The organism is Hansschlegelia sp., from assembly GCF_035538955.1.
Taxonomy (GTDB): Bacteria; Pseudomonadota; Alphaproteobacteria; order Rhizobiales; family Methylopilaceae; genus Methylopila.
Genome location: NZ_DATLJK010000015.1, coordinates 611847 through 627624 on the forward strand (window position 1 = coordinate 611847; position 15778 = coordinate 627624).

General features: G+C 69.5%; 16 protein-coding genes. 8 read left to right on the forward strand and 8 right to left on the reverse strand.

Features of this window, described 5'->3' with window-relative positions:
* Window positions 1–89: 89 nt before the first annotated feature.
* Together VM780_RS14945 and VM780_RS14950 are read left to right on the forward strand one after the other, a co-directional pair.
* Window positions 90–1820 carry a pyrroloquinoline quinone-dependent dehydrogenase gene (locus VM780_RS14945; RefSeq protein WP_325448686.1) on the forward strand — a complete coding sequence of 577 codons (1731 nt, stop codon included), beginning with the start codon at window positions 90–92 and terminating at the stop codon, window positions 1818–1820.
* A 69-nt stretch (window positions 1821–1889) separates the two neighbouring features.
* Window positions 1890–2300, forward strand: a complete 411-nt coding sequence (locus VM780_RS14950; protein WP_325448688.1) for a DUF4288 domain-containing protein — start codon at window positions 1890–1892, stop codon at window positions 2298–2300.
* Here VM780_RS14950 and VM780_RS14955 read toward each other — a convergent pair.
* Complete coding sequence (locus tag VM780_RS14955) at window positions 2245–4236, reverse strand: acyl CoA:acetate/3-ketoacid CoA transferase (RefSeq protein WP_325448690.1); 1992 nt, start codon at window positions 4234–4236, stop codon at window positions 2245–2247. The genes VM780_RS14950 and VM780_RS14955 overlap by 56 nt on opposite strands.
* Window positions 4237–4535: 299 nt before the next feature.
* Between VM780_RS14955 and cynS the strand changes: the two genes are divergently transcribed.
* Window positions 4536–4985, forward strand: coding sequence for a cyanase (gene cynS / locus VM780_RS14960; RefSeq protein WP_325448692.1), 450 nt, complete (start codon window positions 4536–4538; stop codon window positions 4983–4985).
* Between the two features lie 9 nt (window positions 4986–4994).
* Here the strand turns inward: cynS and VM780_RS14965 are convergent, their stop codons facing one another.
* The 6 genes from VM780_RS14965 to VM780_RS14990 form a co-directional block, all read right to left on the reverse strand.
* Complete coding sequence (locus tag VM780_RS14965) at window positions 4995–5714, reverse strand: cytochrome c biogenesis CcdA family protein (RefSeq protein ID WP_325448694.1); 720 nt, start codon at window positions 5712–5714, stop codon at window positions 4995–4997.
* A gap of 6 nt (window positions 5715–5720) precedes the next feature.
* On the reverse strand, window positions 5721–6110 hold the full coding sequence (locus VM780_RS14970; protein WP_325448696.1) for a thioredoxin family protein: 390 nt from the start codon (window positions 6108–6110) through the stop codon (window positions 5721–5723).
* Window positions 6111–6135: 25 nt separating this feature from the next.
* Window positions 6136–6744, reverse strand: coding sequence for a rhodanese-like domain-containing protein (locus tag VM780_RS14975; RefSeq protein WP_325448698.1), 609 nt, complete (start codon window positions 6742–6744; stop codon window positions 6136–6138).
* Window positions 6744–7553 (reverse strand): quinoprotein dehydrogenase-associated SoxYZ-like carrier, encoded by an 810-nt coding sequence (locus VM780_RS14980; protein WP_325448700.1) that lies wholly within the window; start codon window positions 7551–7553, stop codon window positions 6744–6746. Before VM780_RS14980 ends, VM780_RS14975 begins: the two co-directional genes overlap by 1 nt.
* Window positions 7554–7709: 156 nt before the next feature.
* A complete protein-coding gene (locus tag VM780_RS14985) occupies window positions 7710–8330 on the reverse strand; it encodes an alpha/beta hydrolase (protein WP_325448702.1) in 621 nt (206 codons plus the stop codon).
* A gap of 102 nt (window positions 8331–8432) precedes the next feature.
* A complete protein-coding gene (locus tag VM780_RS14990) occupies window positions 8433–9380 on the reverse strand; it encodes a ring-cleaving dioxygenase (RefSeq protein ID WP_325448703.1) in 948 nt (315 codons plus the stop codon).
* Window positions 9381–9548: 168 nt separating this feature from the next.
* Between VM780_RS14990 and VM780_RS14995 the strand changes: the two genes are divergently transcribed.
* Complete coding sequence (locus VM780_RS14995; RefSeq protein WP_325448705.1) at window positions 9549–10493, forward strand: LysR family transcriptional regulator; 945 nt, start codon at window positions 9549–9551, stop codon at window positions 10491–10493.
* 41 nt (window positions 10494–10534) lie between these two features.
* Window positions 10535–11536 carry an SDR family oxidoreductase gene (locus VM780_RS15000; protein WP_325448820.1) on the forward strand — a complete coding sequence of 334 codons (1002 nt, stop codon included), beginning with the start codon at window positions 10535–10537 and terminating at the stop codon, window positions 11534–11536.
* Window positions 11537–11582: 46 nt separating this feature from the next.
* Here VM780_RS15000 and VM780_RS15005 read toward each other — a convergent pair whose 3' ends face one another.
* Complete coding sequence (locus tag VM780_RS15005; protein ID WP_325448707.1) at window positions 11583–12068, reverse strand: Rrf2 family transcriptional regulator; 486 nt, start codon at window positions 12066–12068, stop codon at window positions 11583–11585.
* A gap of 77 nt (window positions 12069–12145) precedes the next feature.
* Between VM780_RS15005 and hmpA the strand changes: the two genes are divergently transcribed.
* The 3 genes from hmpA (at window position 12146) to VM780_RS15020 (ending at window position 15663) form a co-directional block, all read left to right on the forward strand.
* The gene (gene hmpA, locus VM780_RS15010; protein ID WP_325448709.1) at window positions 12146–13360 is read left to right on the forward strand and encodes an NO-inducible flavohemoprotein; all 1215 of its coding nucleotides are present in this window, start codon (window positions 12146–12148) and stop codon (window positions 13358–13360) included.
* Window positions 13361–13481: 121 nt separating this feature from the next.
* A complete protein-coding gene (locus VM780_RS15015) occupies window positions 13482–14660 on the forward strand; it encodes an HPP family protein (RefSeq protein WP_325448711.1) in 1179 nt (392 codons plus the stop codon).
* A 172-nt stretch (window positions 14661–14832) separates the two neighbouring features.
* The gene (locus tag VM780_RS15020; protein ID WP_325448713.1) at window positions 14833–15663 is read left to right on the forward strand and encodes an alpha/beta hydrolase; all 831 of its coding nucleotides are present in this window, start codon (window positions 14833–14835) and stop codon (window positions 15661–15663) included.
* Window positions 15664–15778: the final 115 nt, after the last annotated feature.

Here is a 15778-nt window from a genome sequence, read left to right on the forward strand (position 1 = left end):
AGAGGATGCCGCCCTTGAGTCGCCGCGTCAGGATCCTCCTGCCCCTGGTCTTCGCCCTCGCGCCCCTGGTCCCGGCAGCGGCGGCCCCCGTGGATGACGCCCGCTTGCTGGCGGCCGATGCCGACGCCGCCGACTGGCTGCTGCCGGGCCGCGACTATGCCGACCGACGATTTTCGCCGCTCGACCAGATCGACGCCGGCACGGTGAAGCGGATGGTCCCGAAGTGGATCTACCAGACCGGCACGGCGGCGACCTTCCAGACCTCGCCGATCGTGGCTGACGGCGTGATGTATCTGTCCGCGCCGTTCTCCCACGTCATGGCGGTCGACGCGAAGACCGGGCGCGAGCTCTGGCGCTATGAGCACAAGGCGCGGACCAAGAAGCTGTGCTGCGGCCCGGCGAACCGCGGCGTTGCGATCGGCTACGGCAAGGTGTTTGTCGCCACCGTCGACGCCCGGCTGGTGGCGCTCGACCAGAACACCGGCGAGGTCGTCTGGGACGTGCCGCTCGCCGAGCCGTCGGACGAGCCCGAGCCGACCGAGGACCGCGCCTCGCTCGGCAAGGCAGATCCGGCGCTGAAGGGCGCAGTGTCGGGCTCGACCGGCATCGGCGCGAACTCCGCCCCGCTGGTGTTCGACGGCAAGGTGATCGTCGGCATCACGGGCGTTGGCTACGGGCTGCATCTCGACAGCGACAGGCCGGGCGCGCCGCTCGGGGCCGTGGTGGGCGTCGCCGGCCGCTACGGACGGCCGGGCTTCATCGCCGCGTTCGACGCTTCGTCGGGCAAGGAGGTTTGGAAGTTCGACACCACCCAGGAGGGCTGGGAAGGCGCGTTCCGACAGGCGACGCCCTATGGGGTTCCGCTCGAGCGCGACATCGCGGCCGAGAAGGCCGCCGCGCCCCAGCATAAGGACGCCTGGCGCTATGGGGGCGGGTCGATCTGGCACGCGCCCGCGCTCGACCCGAAAACCGGGCGGATCTTCTTCGGCGTCGGCAATCCGTCGCCCCAGGTCGCCGGCGAAAGCCGCCCCGGCGACAACCTCTACACCTCCTCGCTGGTCGCGCTCGACGCGCGCACCGGCAAGCTCGCCTGGCACTACCAGCAGACGCCGCACGACATGTGGGGCTACGACGTCGCCAGCCCGCCGTCGCTGTTCAGCCTCGAGGTGGACGGCAAGACCCGAGAGGTGGTTGGACAGGCGAGCAAGCTCGGCTGGTACTTCGTGCATGACCGCGCGACCGGCGAACTGCTGTTCCGGTCGGAGCCCTTCATTCCGCAGTCCAACATGTTCCGGGCGCCCACGCCCGAAGGGATCGTGATCGCCCCCGGGGTGGGCGGCGGCGTCAACTGGTCGCCGGCCTCGATCGACGAGGCGAACGGGATCGCCTACGTGGCCGCGATGCATTGGCCGTCGACCTACCGGGCGCAGGAGATCCCGGCGACCGCCGACAAGCCCGCGGTGCGCTATTTCAACATCGAGCCGGCGAAGTCCGGCATGTACGGCCTGATGACGGCGATCGACCTGAAGGCCGGCGGCAAGCTGTTGTGGCAGAAGAAGACGGATGAGCCGCTGATCGGCGGCGTGCTGGCTACCGCCGGCGGTCTCGCCTTCACGGGCGAGGGCAATGGCGATTTCTCGGCCTTCGACGCGAAGAGCGGCGACAGGCTTTGGAGCTTCAACTGCGGCGCCGGCGTCAACGCGCCGCCGATCGCGTTCATGGTCGACGGCAAGCAGTATGTCGCGGTCGCCGCCGGCGGCAGCCAGATCTGGGGCTTCCGCCAGGGCGGCGCGGTGATCGCGTTCGGCTTGCCGGACTGAGGAGTGCGTCCAGCCTCTTCACGGCCACGCATCTCGCTTGAAGACTGTCACACGGGCCGGAACCGTACGGTGGCTTTGTTTGCTGTGTCGTTGACATTCCTGCTGACAGTGCATGCCGAAGATGCGCCGCAGCCGACGCGAGAACTCGCCATCCACCTGGTGTTTGCGGAAAACGAGGATGAGGCTCGCGTCAAGGGAACGGACATCGGGCGTGCGCGCGAGACCTCATATCTCAACGCTGCCGGAGAGGTCGTTCAGGACACCTTCCAGGGCGTCGTCGAGGTGAAGGCGCTTATCGACGATCACCTCTTCGACGGCATGGAGGTCTGCTATTGGCTTTACGAGGGAGACCGGCTCATCCTTGAAGATGGCTGGACGAAGCAAACAGACGCTGCCGGACTGAGACCTCGCGCGAGCGGCGGCCTCAGGCCGCCGCCGCCGCCTCGTTGTCCTCTTCGACCTCGCCCATCGCGGCGTTGAACATGTCGTGCCGCTCCAGGAAGGCGTGCGCGTCCTCCTGACGCTCGAACACATGCGGCGCGAGCCCGCGCTTCTTCAGCGCCTCCTGCATCTTCAGCCGCAGGAAGGCGTTGGTCGTGTAGCGCGTGGTCGTCGCGTAATGGTGCTCCATCAGATATTCGATCATCTCCGCATAGTCGTCGTAGAAGGCTTCGCTGATGCGGAAGCCATCATGGTTGACGACGGAGTTGACGCGCCTGCCAGCCTTCTCGCAGGCCTCGACCAGCACGCGGCGGAGATCGTCGATGTCGCTCTTCTGCCGGACCTGCCAGCCCTCGAGATTGAGGAACAGGATGTTGCGGTCGGCGTCGTAGCTCACCCGCTCGCAGAGCTTGAGGTTGAGCAGGTCGGAGATCAGGTCCATCGGCTCGTCGAGGAAGATCCGGCGGTCCATCAGGATCGGCCGGTTGATGATCGGCCGGAAGTCCATGTGCGGGAGAATGTCCCGCTCGATGTCGACGCCCGGCGCGACCTCGATCAGCTCCAGCCCCTCCTTGGTGAGCTGGAAGACGCAGCGTTCCGTGACGTAGATCACCGGCTGGCCGCGCTCCTTGGCGTAGGGGCCGCTGAAGGTGTTCTGCTCGACGAGCTTCAGGAACTTCCGCGAGCGGCCCTCCTTGAGGATCTTCAGCTCGCCATTGTCGATCTCGACCTCGAGGCCGCCGGCCGTGAAGGTGCCGGCGAACACCACGCTGCGGGCGTTCTGGCTGATGTTGATGAAGCCGCCGCAGCCGTTGAGCTTGCCGCCGAAGCTCGAGGTGTTGACGTTGCCCTCCTGGTCGCACTCGGCCATGCCGAGGCAGGTCATGTCGAGGCCGCCGCCGTCGTAGAAGTCGAACATCTGGTTCTGGTCGATGATGCAGTCGGCGTTGGTCGCCGCGCCGAAGCTCGAGCCCGAGGCCAGCACCCCGCCAACCGCGCCGGCCTCGGTGGTCAGCGTGATGTAGGGCGTCACCTTCTCCTCATTGGCGACCGAGGAGATGCCCTCCGGCGCGCCGACGCCGAGATTGACCACGCCGTTCGGCGGCAGCTCGAAGGCGGCGCGGCGCGCGATGATCTTGCGGGCGTCGAGCTTCATGCGGGCGATGCCGGTCACGGGCACCCGGATCTGGCCCGCGAGCGCAGGGTCGTGCTGGACGCCGTAGTTCATGCGGTGGTGTTCGGCGTCAGCGACCACCACGCAGTCGACCAGGATGCCCGGAATCCGAACGTCCTTCGGCAGCAGGAAGCCGTCGTCGACGATACGTTCGACCTGCGCGATGACGATGCCGCCATTGTTGTGGGCCGCCATCGCCTGGGCGAGGCAGTCGAGCGTCAGCGCCTCCTTCTCCATCGAGATGTTGCCCGAAGGATCGGCGCTGGTGCCGCGGATGAAGGCGACGTCGATCTTGGTGGCCTTGTAGAACAGCCACTCCTCGCCATCGACGTCGACGACCTTGACGATCTCCTCGTCCGTCAGCGTGTTCACCTTGCCGCCGCCATGGCGCGGGTCGACGTAGGTGTGTAGCCCCACTTTCGAGAACAGGCCGGGCTGCCCGGCCGCGCAGGCGCGGTAGAGCTGCGAGATCACGCCCTGCGGCAGGTTGTAGCCACGGATGCGGTTCTCCTTGGCGGCCTGCGCGACTTTTGGCATGCGGCCGAAATTGGCGGCGATGACCCGGCTCAGCAAGCCCTCATGGTGCAGCCGTCCGGTGCCCAGGCCTTTGCTGTCGCCGGCGCCCGCCGTCATGATCAGCGTCAGGTCGCGCGGCGCGCCGGTCTCGACGTAGCGCTTCTCGAGCGCGGCGTGCAGGGCCTCGGGGATGCAACTCTGGACGAAACCCGTCGTGGTGACGACGTCGCCGTCCCGGATCAGCGCCATGGCCTCCGCGGAGGTGGTGACCTTGTTCTTCTTCATGCGGCTTCGCGTTCCTCCGGCGGCCTAAGCTCCGGCTGCCCCAGTCATGGCATGCCAAGATCGTGGATCGTCTTGGATTTGCGGATGAGCCACGAGCGTAGAGAGCGTCAAAAAGCTCTGCAATGCCGCCTAGGTCGTAGTGCGCCGAGCCGCCGCAGGGGCCGGTTCGCGGCCTGCGCCGGCGTTGCGGCGGCGACCCCAGAAGTCGTGGCACGGGTTCTGCACGAACCGACGGCCCGCGCCTTCCTCCGCTGACGGAAGCCTTCGGCGCGGCGCGCAAGCCGATGGAGACGCCGAAGATGACCCGCGAAGAAGTCACCGAAATGGTGCTCAGCGCCAAGCGCCTGAAGGGCCTCACCTGGAAGCAGATCCACGAGCGGGTGTCGGTCTCGACCTCGCCAGTCGTGGTGACGGCCGCGCTGCTCGGCCAGATGCGGCTGGAGCCCGGCGAGGCCGCCAGGGCGGCCGAGATGCTCGATCTGCCGAAAGAGGCCGAGATCCTGCTGACCGAGATCCCGTATCGCGGGTCGCTCGGCGAGATTCCGCCGACCGATCCGCTGATCTACCGTTTCTACGAGCTGGTGATGGTCTACGGGACGACCTGGAAGGAGCTTATCCAGGAAGAGTTCGGCGACGGCATCATGTCGGCGATCGACTTCGACATGACGCTCGAGCGCCAGCCCGACCAGAAGGGCGACCGCGTGAAGCTCGCCATGTCGGGCAAGTTCCTCGGCTACAAGCGCTACTGATCGGCGCCGCTAGATCCGCGTGGTGAGGTCCGTCAGCCAGTCCGGCGAGCGGTCCAGCAGGGCGGCTTCGAGGTTCTTGTCGTAGCCGCTCAGCACGCCCGCGCCGAGCAGCACCAGCAGCGCGCCCAGAACGGCCCTCGCCCCGCGGCCGGCGGCGGCGAGACGGCCGCGCCAGCGCAGCAGCGCCTCTCGGGACAGGAGCCCGATCAGCAGCAGCGGCGCCGCGGCGCCGAGGCCGAACGCCGTCATGGTGAGCGCCACCTCGCCGAGGCGCTCGCCGCGCGCGGCGAGTAGGGAGGTCGCGCCGAGCGTCGGGCCGACGCAGGGGCTCCAGACGGCGCCGAGAAGCAGCCCGACCCCGAACTGCGCCGCGACGCCCGCGCGCGACATGCGGTCGAGCCGCGCGCCCGCCCATCCGGCCGCCGGCGCCGCAGCCCGCGCAAACGCCTTTTCGGCCGCCGGAAACAGCAGCACGATCCCGAGCGCGATCAGCAGCGCCGCGCCGACGGTCCTGAACACGGACGCGTCGAGACCCGCGGCGAAGCCGATGGTGGCCACGAACAGCCCGATCGCCACGAAGGAGAGCGCAAGCCCCGCTGCGAGCGCCAGAGGCGCGAGCCTGTGCTGGGACGCCGCGGCCCCAAACACGATCGGCAGCAGCGGCAGGACGCAGGGCGACAGCACCGACAGCACGCCCGCCGCGAAGGCGAGAGCCAGCGTCCAGAGCATGGCCCGTCAGAGCGCCTTCTCGAGCAGATCCTCGATCCACTCCGGCTGCCGCTCGCCGACCGAGCGGCCGACCTCGCGGCCGCCCTTGTAGACGATCAACGTGCTCTGCACGCGGGCTTCGACCTTCCGCACGCTCGGCTGGTCGCCGTCGAAATCGATCTCGAACGCACGCATCGCGCCGAAGCGCGGCTCGGCCAGGAGCTTTTCGAGGATCGGCTTCTGCGCCCGGCAGATTGGGCACCAGGCCGCATGGATGTGGACCAGCACCGGTCCGCCCTGCTTCACGGCGGCGTCGAACGCGTCGGCGGAGAACGGCGCCATCGGCGCGGCTTGCGCGGCGGCCGACCATGCGACGGCGCAGAGGCCGCCCAGAAGCATCACGCGGCGGGACAGCATCTTTGGGGTCGCTCCTTGAGCCGCCTTACTGAGGCGCGGCCGGCCCGGCTTCGGCTTTGGCCGCCGCGGCCCATACGGAGTCCTGCTTGACCACGGCGGTCGGCCGGTCCGACTCCTGCCAGCCTTCCCGGCCCTGCGGGAACCAGAAGACGTTCCGGAAGCCCCAGCCGAGCAGCCGCTTGCCCATGTTCCAGCTGCCCCAGCAGTCGGGATGGCAGAACGTCACCATCGGCCGGTCGAGCCGACCTCCGGCAAGCTCCAGCACGCGCGCCTTGAGGGCGGCCTCCTGAGCGGGCGACAGATCGCCGGGGCCCGCGCCGGGGAACCACGCCGAGCCGGGAATCGAGCGGTGCTGCGGCGCCCAGAGCGCGCCTTCGGGCAGGGTCGGCGGCTTGCGGTCGGCCGGCGCGACGTCGATCAGCACCGCGTCGCCCTTCGCGGCCAGCGCCGCCACGCCGTCGGCGTCCACCACCTCGGCGCCCTTGAGGGTCGACGGGGTGTAGCTCTGCATCGGCCCTGTCCAGAGGCCGTCAGGTTCGGACGCCGAGCCGGGACCGCCGGCGGCGTGCGCCGCCGCCGTGGCGATCACCAGCGCGCCCGCCGCGAGGCGGGCGGCGCGCATCAGGCGGAACATCAGTTGCTCTGTGTCGGAACGTCGAAGGTCTTTTCCCAGTGGCCGCCTTCGGTGTCGGTCGCCGCCACCTTGATCTGGCCCTTGGCCTCCGGCTTGAAGCCGAACTCGATCACCGGGTCGGTCGAGAGCGAGATGTCGCTCACCAGCGAGAAGACGTCCTTGTCGTTGTAGGTGACCTTGATCTCCTTGATGTAGCGCGCCGGCGTGTAGGCGCGGGTGATCTGGTCCATCTGCATGCCGTTGAAGTTGGGATGGCGGATCATCAGGGTCGCCTGCGCGCTCTTGCCGGGCGTGATCTCGTCCCGGACCTTGAGGCGCATCTCGCCCATGCCCTTCATGGCCTCTTCCTCGCTCGAACCGGCGGGCGCCGAACAACCGCCGCTCGCCTTCACGAACCGGACGGTGTCGAACAGCTTTCCGTCGGTCGTCTCCGCAACCGCGTGCACGTTGGTGTAGGTGTTGACCCGCGTGCGGAGCTTCAGCAGACCGGCGTCGCCGGCAGGGCCGAACGTCACCCGGGCCGCGACCGGCCCCGGATTCTCGTCGATGATCAGCGTCAGGCCTTTGATCCAGGCCGGATCGGCCGTCTTGATCGCCATCGGCACCAGCGCGGCGTCCTCCGCGCGGACCGGCGCGTCGAGCGCGACGACGTCCTTGGACTGCTCGACGGCGCGGTCGCCGAACACGTCCTGGCGCAGCTCGGTCCAACGCTGGTCGCGCGCCGCCGCGTCGTCTTCGGCGAGCACGGGAGTCGCCGCCAGCGCGCCCGCAAGGAGCGCCGCAGCGAAGGGCACGAAATGTCTGGTCATGTCTTCCTCCGGCGGCGATCTGGCGTCGCCTCTGTTACGGCAGCCCCGTAGGTAGATTATACTCCAAGGAATACGCGCCGTCCCGCGCATCCGTTACATGGCCCTGGACGGAGGTCCGCGGGACGGCACAGGCTCACCTCTGCGTCTGAGGAAGCCTCAGAGCTGCGCCAGCCACTCGGTCATCGCCCCGAGATCGCCCTGCGTCAGCCCATGGCTGGCCGGCAGCGCGCGGTGATCCACGCTTGCTCCGGCTGCGCGCAGCGTCTGCGCGAGACGCCCGACGTCGTCGGCCGCCACGATCGGATCGAGCGACCCCGACAGCATCAGGACCGGCGTCCCAGTCAGGGCGGCGGGCGGCGGCGCCGCGAACGGGCTCATCGGGCGCAGCAGCGCCGCGCCGGCGAGCGCCTCCGGGCGCAGGAGCAGCACGGCGGCGGCGATGTTCGCCCCATTCGAGAAGCCGAGCGCAACCGGCTTGCCGATCCCATAGGCGTCGCGCGCCACGGCGACGAAGTCCGCCAGCTCGTGGGCGCGCCGGCGGAGATCGTCCTCGTCGAACACGCCCTCGCGCAGCCGCCGGAAGAAGCGCGGCGCGCCGCCCTCGAGAACGTTGCCGCGCGGCGCAAGCAGCGCCGAGCCGGGCGCGAGCGCGCGCCCGAGCGGCAGCAGGTCGTTCTCGTCGCCGCCCGTGCCGTGCAACAGGAGCAGCGGCGGACGGGAAGCGTCCGTCCCGGGAACGAAGCGATGCAGGTGACGGAAGGTCTCTGCGACCGTCATGGCGAACCTCCGGCCGCGACTGCGGCCAGGTTTGAGAAGAGCGAAAAAAAGGTCGGCGGACGCTGAGTTCCGTCCGCCGTACGGTTTAGCCAGCTGATTGGTTCAGCCGACGGGTTCCGTTTGGCCAAGCGCCGGCAGCGCCGCCTCGATCCGCGCGCGGTGCGGCTCGAGAAACTTCGGCAGCTTGAGCTCCTGGCCGAGCCGGTCCGCCGGCTCGTCGACCGCAAAGCCGGGCGCGTCGGTCGCGATCTCGAACAGCACGCCGCCCGGCTCGCGGAAGTAGACGGACCGGAAATAGTCGCGGTCCTTCTGCTCCGTCGTGCGGACGCCGTGATCGCGCGCGAGTTTCTCGACCAGCGCCGCCTGCTCGGCGTCGTCGGCCGCCCGGAACGCGATGTGGTGCACCGCGCCTGCGCCCGGCCTGCCCGGCAGGAAGCCCGGCGCAGCTCTGAGGTCGATCACGTCCCCGACGCCGTCGCCGGCCCGCAACCTGGTCGTGGCGCCTTCGGTCCGCTCCTGCGCGTAGCCGAACACGTCGGTGAGGATGGCCGCGGTCGGCGCGATGTCCTCGAGCAGCAGGCTGACGCCGTGAAAGCCGCGTATGGCATGCTCCGCGGGCACGTCGCCGCCGCTCCAGGCCGGCTCCGCCTCCGCTCCCCGAACGGCCACAAGCGCAAGCCGCATGCCGTCCGGATCACGGAACGGCAGCACGGTCTCCCCGAAGCGGGTTTCCGGCGCCTCGTGGCGCACGCCCTCGGCGACGAAGCGGTGCGTCCAGTAGCCGATCGCGCCTTCCGGCACGCGCAGCGCCGTCTCCTGCGTCTCGCCGACGCCGAGCCTGCCCGGCGCGACATGCGCCCACGGGAAGAAGGTCAGGATCGAGCCGGGCGAGCCCTGCTGGTCGCCGTAATAGAAGTGGTACGTGGTCGGATCGTCGAAATTGACCGTCTTCTTGACCATCCGCATGCCCATCACGCGGGTGTAGAAGTCGACGTTGCGGCGGGCCGAGCCCGCGATCGCGGTAACGTGGTGGATGCCGTTGTGAGCCATTGCAGCGCTCCAATCTCGTGACGCCCTTGCGCCGTTGGGATGCAAAGTGGCCCTGCGAGGGCATTTCCGCGAGGACGTGTGCTTGATCCTGCGCAAGCTCGCGATTGCAAGACGATAATGATGATGCTTTCGTGCAAAATGATGCGTGGAAGCTCTCGGGGAATTCGAATGGCGGACCTGTTTCGGTCCCTCTCTTGGGACGACCTTCGGCTCGTCAAGGCGATTGCCGAGGCGCGGGGCATGCCGGGCGCGGCGGCGGCGCTCGGCCTCAACCACTCCACCGTGTTCCGGCGGCTCGGCCAGATCGAGGCGACGCTTGGCGTGACGCTGTTCGAGCGGAGGCGCAACGGCTACGGGCTGACGCCGGCGGGCGAGGAGATGACCCAGCTCGCCGCCGAGGTCGAGGAGCGGATCGCGGCCTTCTCGCGGCGCGTCGAGGGGCGCGCGATCTCGCCGGCCGGCGACCTCAGGGTCGCGACCAACGACACGCTGCTGGTCCACCTGCTCACCCCGCTGTTCGCGCGATTCCAGCAGGCCTGCCCCGACATCCGGCTCGACGTCGTGATCGGCAATCCGGCCCTCAACCTCTCCAAGCGGGATGCCGACGTCGCGATCCGGGCGACCGACAGCCCGCCGGAAAACCTCGTCGGCCGCCGCGTCGCGCGCATCGCCTGGGCGCTTTACGGCCGGGCGATCGACTTCCCCGATCCCGCCGCCCTGCCGAGCCTCGGCGAGCTCAAGACGCGGTCCTGGGTGTCGCTCGGCGAGGAGCTGACGGGGCTGAAGGTCGTCAGGTTCGCGCGAGACAACATCCCGGAGGCCAATCTGCGCTACCGCGCCAACACCGTGCTCGGCCTCGCCGAGGCGGTCGAGGCGGGCCTCGGGGTCGGCCACATCCCGTGCTTCATCGCCGAGACGCGGCCGGGACTGATCCGCCTCGCGCCGCCCGACCCGGCGTTCTCCGCCGACCTCTGGATCCTGACCCATCCCGACCTGCGACAGTCGCCACGGGTCCGGGCGTTCATGGATTTCATGGGCGCGGAGCTCGCGGCGGCCCGCCCGCTGCTCGAGGGCGCCGGCCTCGAAGGCTGGCGAGACGCCGGAACCGAGTGACCGCCGCGCCGTTCCCAGTCTTCGAGAGGGATGGCGGGATGATGGATCGAAAAGACGCGCCGGTCGTCGTGGTCACAGGCGCGAGCGCGGGCGTCGGCCGGGCGGTCGCGATGAGGTTCGCGGCGGCCGGCTTCCGGCTTGGGCTGATCGCCCGCGAGGCGGCGGCGCTCGAGGACGTGCGCGCGGAGGTGACGCGGCGCGGGAGCCAAGCGCTGCCGATCGCAGCCGACGTCGCCGACCCTGAGGCGATGTTTGCCGCCGCCGAGCGGATCGAAGCGGAGCTCGGGCCGATCCGCATCTGGGTCAACGACGCCATGGAGACGGTGTTCTCCCGCTTCGGCGAGATGTCGCCCGAGGAGTTCCGCCGCGTCACCGAAGTCACCTATCTGGGCTTCGTGCACGGCACGATGGCGGCGCTCCGGCGCATGCGGGTGCGGGACCGCGGAACGATCATCCAGATCGGCTCCGCGCTGGCCTATCGGGGAATCCCGCTGCAGTCCGCCTATTGCGGCGCGAAGCACGCCATCCGCGGCTTCACCGAGTCGGTCCGCTCCGAGCTGATCCATGACGGCTCGGCCGTGCGGATCGTCATGGTGGACCTTCCCGCCGTCAACACGCCCCAGTTCGGCTGGGCGCGGGCGCATCTCGCCCGGGCGCCGCGGCCGATGGGAACGCCCGCCCAGCCCGAACTCGTCGCCGAGGCGATTTTCCAGGCCGCGCATGGCGGCCGCTCCGACTACTGGATCGGCTGGACGACGGCGCTCACCGTGCTGGGCAACGCGGTGCTGCCGGGCTTCCTGGATCGCTATTTGGCCAAGGCTGTCGAGGGGCAGCAGGACAAGACGCCGATTCTGCCGGACCGCCGGGACAATCTCGAAGCGCCGGTGCCGGGCCGCCATCGCGTTGAGGGATCGTTCTCGGCGGAGGCGACCGCCGGGGCGCCGCTGCTGCCGGCCAACATGGTCCGCGTCGGCGTGGTGGCCGCCGGCGCCCTGCTGTTCGCCGGCCTCGGCGCGGCGATCGCCGCCGCGCGCCGGCGCTGACGCCTTAATTCGTCGAAGTCCCGGTCCGGTGCGCGCCCGGCTCGGATCAGCGCATCGGCGCGAGGCTCCCAGCCGCCGAGGCGTCTGCGGCATCAGGAATGCCGAGGCGCGCCGTCATGGCAGGCCGGTTCGCGCCGCCCATCAGGTCGGCGAGCGTCTTGCCGTCGAGCACGGCCATGAAGGCGCCGAGCGCCTCGCCCAAAAGGCTCTGAAGCCGGCAGACATTGATCAGCGCGCAACCCGGCCCCTCCGCCTGGAAGCAGGCGACCAGCGCCAGATCCTCCTCGGTGAAGCGAACGACGTCGCCGACGCGGATCTCCTCGGGGGCGCGCGCCAGTCTCAAGCCGCCACCCTTGCCCCGCGCGGTCTGCACGAAGCCGCCGCGGCCGAGATTGTGGATCACCTTGACGAGGTGGTTCTCGGAGATGCGGTGCGCCTCCGCGATCTCGTGGATCGAGACGCGGCGGTCCGGGCGCAGGCCGAGATAGATCAGCGCGCGCAGGGCGTAGTCGGTGTGCAGGGTCAGACGCATTTAGAAGATATATTCGCTTTACACCTTTTGTCCAAGGCTCTAGAAGGTGTGCCGCAAGCACATCTTATGGGGGCCTTATGCCAAGAGAACTCAGCGAGTCGACGGTCAGCCTGGTCAAAGCGACGGTCCCCGCCCTGCAGGCCCACGGGCTCGCGATCACCCGCCGCATGTATGAGCGGATGTTCCAGAACGCGGAGATCCGGGACCTCTTCAACCAGTCGCATCATGGCGAGACCGGCTCCCAGCCGCAGGCGCTCGCGACCGCGGTGCTGGCCTACGCGCAGAACATCGACAATCTCGGCGCGCTCGCAGGCGCGGTGGAGCGCATCGCCCAGAAGCATGTCGGGCTGAACATCCTGCCCGAGCACTATCCGCATGTCGCCGAAGCCCTGCTCGCGGCCATCAAGGACGTGCTCGGTGAGGCCGCGACGCCTGAGATCCTGACGGCCTGGGGCGAGGCCTACTGGTTCCTCGCCGACATCCTGATCGGCCGTGAATCGCAGATCTATTCCGAGCACGCCGCCGCCCCGGGCGGCTGGGTCGGCTGGCGCGACTTCGTCGTCGCCGAGAAGCGGCGCGAGAGCGACGTCATCACATCCTTCGTGCTGAAGCCCGCCGACGGGCGCGCGACGCTGCCGCATCGGCCCGGTCAGTATCTGACGCTGTGGCTCGAGATTCCGGGCGGGGCCCCGCTGAAGCGCAACTACACCATCTCGTCGGCGCCGGGCGACAATGGATACCGCATCTCCGTGAAGCGCGAGCCGCAGGGCGCCGCTTCCAACTGGCTGCACGACCAGGCCCAACCGGGTGACCGGCTGAAGGCCGCAGCCCCCGCCGGCGAGTTCGTGCTGCCGGAGACCACGGAGCGGCCGGTCGTGCTGGTGAGCGGCGGCGTCGGGCTGACCCCGATGGTCAGCATGTTGAGCGCGCTCGCCCGGCAGAGCGCCGGCGAGGCCGTCCACTTCGTGCACGGCGCGCTGTCGGGCGCGACCCACGCGCTCGGCGAGGAAGTGCGGGCGCTCGCCAAGGCCTCCGGCGGCCGCATCCGCACGACCTTCTTCTATGAGAAGCCGCGCGCGCAGGACGTGCAGGGTGAGACCTATGACGAGGCGGGGCTGGTCACGCCCGAATGGCTCGCGCAGCACACGCCGCTGCGCGACGCCGACTACTTCCTGTGCGGGCCGCGCGCCTTCCTGCGCGCCTTCGTGAACGGGCTCGTCAGCCGCGGCGTGCCGCCGTCGCGGATTCACTACGAGTTCTTCGGCCCCGCCGACGAGCTCCTCGCCGCCTGACCTTCCCTGCAGAATGACGAGCGGGGCCCGGCCGCCGGGCTCCGCTCGTCTGTGTCTGCCCGCCGCGTGGCCTCGCCGGCGCGGGCGCCGGAACCTAGATCGCCGCACGACAGGAGAAGCGATGCCCACGCTCGCAGAACTCATGCGCCGCCTCGCGCCATCGCTCGCGCCCGTCAGCCGGACGGAACGGCTGCGCGCCACGTTCGGCGCGCTGCTCGGGGTCGCGATCACGGGGTTCGCCAGCGCCGCGCTGGTTGGCGGCGAGGCCGCGCATCTGCCGTTGCTGATCGCCCCGATGGGCGCGTCGGCCGTGCTGCTGTTCGCCGTGCCGTCGAGCCCGCTGGCGCAGCCCTGGTCGCTGATCGGCGGCAATCTCGTGGCGGCGATCATCGGCGTCACGGCGGCGAAATTCGTGCCCGATGTTTTTCTTGCCGCGGCGGTCGGCGTCAGCGGCGCGATCGCCGCCATGCTGGCGCTGCGCTGCGTGCATCCGCCGAGCGGCGCCGTGGCGCTCACCGCAGTGGTCGGCGGCCCTGCGATCAGTCAGCTCGGCTATGAATTCGTGTTCTGGCCGGTGCTGGCGAACTCCGTCCTGCTGCTCGCCTCGGCGGTCGCCTACAACAACCTGACCGGCCGCGCCTATCCGCATCGCGCGCCCGCGATCTCGGCCGCCCCGCGCGAGAACGAGCCGCCGCAGAGCGCGCGCCTCGGCTTCAGCTCGGAGGACATTGACGCCGCGCTCGCCGAGCATGACGAATTGCTCGACGTCGACCGCGGCGACCTTGAAATGATCCTGCGGCGCGCCGAGGTGCGGGCGCTGCGCCGGCGCTCCGGCGAGCTTACCTGCGGCGACGTGATGACGCGCGACGTCATCGGCGTCTCGCCCGAGACCCCGCTGCTGGAAGCGCTCGACATCGTGCGGCGGCACCACGTCAAGGCGTTGCCGGTGACGGATGGCAACGCCCGGGTGATCGGAATCCTCACCCAGACCGACCTGCTCGACAAGGTTGCCTGGGGGCCCAAGGGCCCGCGTCTGAGCCTGACGCAGCGGCTCCACCTCAGAGCCCTCAACGGCACGGCGCCCAATTCAGTGGTGCGGGAGGTGATGACCTCCCCGGCCAAGACGTCAACGCCGGACGCGCCGATCGCCGACCTCGTCCGGCTGATGACGACCGCCGGCCTCCACCATCTGCCGGTCGTCGACCGTCACAGCCAGCTGATCGGCATCGTCACGCAGACCGATCTGATCGCGGCCCTGCTGCTCAGCCGCACGCCCCGTCCCGACCGGGCTGCGGCCTGACCTCAGCCAGACTCATCGCCGTAAGCGAGAGCGCGCCCGCGCGGGAGCTCGCTCTCGGCCGGCCGCCGTCATCTTCGCGAAGCCGGCTCGTTTTATGGCGAGCCACGCCTGACGGGCGCGTCTAAAGTATGAGAGAGGGCCAGACCCTCCCGATCAGACAAGGACCCGCGCGATGAGCACGATCACCACCAAGGACGGGACCACGATCTTCTTCAAGGATTGGGGGCCGAAAGATGCGCAAGCCATCGTGTTCCATCACGGCTGGCCGCTGAGCGCCGACGACTGGGACGCCCAGATGCTGTTCTTCCTCGACAAGGGCTTCCGGGTGATCGCGCATGATCGCCGCGGCCACGGCCGGTCGAGCCAGACCGCGACGGGCAACGAGATGGACACCTATGCGGCCGACGTGAAGGAACTCGCCGCGGCCCTTGACCTCAAGGGCGCGATCCATGTCGGCCACTCGACCGGCGGCGGCGAAGTCGCCCGCTACGTCGCCAGGGCCGATCCCGGCCGGGTCTCGAAGGCGGTGCTGATCGGCGCGGTGCCGCCGGTGATGGTCAAGAAGGATTCCAATCCCGGCGGCCTTCCGATCGAGGTGTTCGACGGCCTGCGCGCCGCGCTCGCCGCCAACCGCGCGCAGTTCTACCGCGACCTGCCGGAAGGGCCGTTCTACGGCTACAACCGTCCGGGCGCGAAAGTGAGCGAAGGCGTGATCGGCAACTGGTGGCGCCAGGGCATGATCGGCGGCGCCAAGCCGCAATACGATTGCATAAAAGCGTTTTCGGAGACCGACTTCACCGAGGACCTGCGGGCGATCGAGGTTCCGACGCTGGTCATGCATGGCGACGACGACCAGATCGTCCCTTACGCGGACTCGGCGCCGCTCTCGGTCAAGCTGCTGAAGAACGGCACGCTGAAGACCTATCAGGGCCTGCCGCACGGCATGTGCACGACCCATCCCGAGATCATCAACCCGGACCTGCTGGCCTTCTTCCAAAGCTGACGCGTCGTCGAGCGGCCGGGTCAACCGGGCCGCTCGACCTCCCTCGAGTGCGCCTCCGGCAAGCGCGCGGCGGCGCGGGGGCGGGAACTTTCCGCCCCCTTGGCCGCTTCCGGAA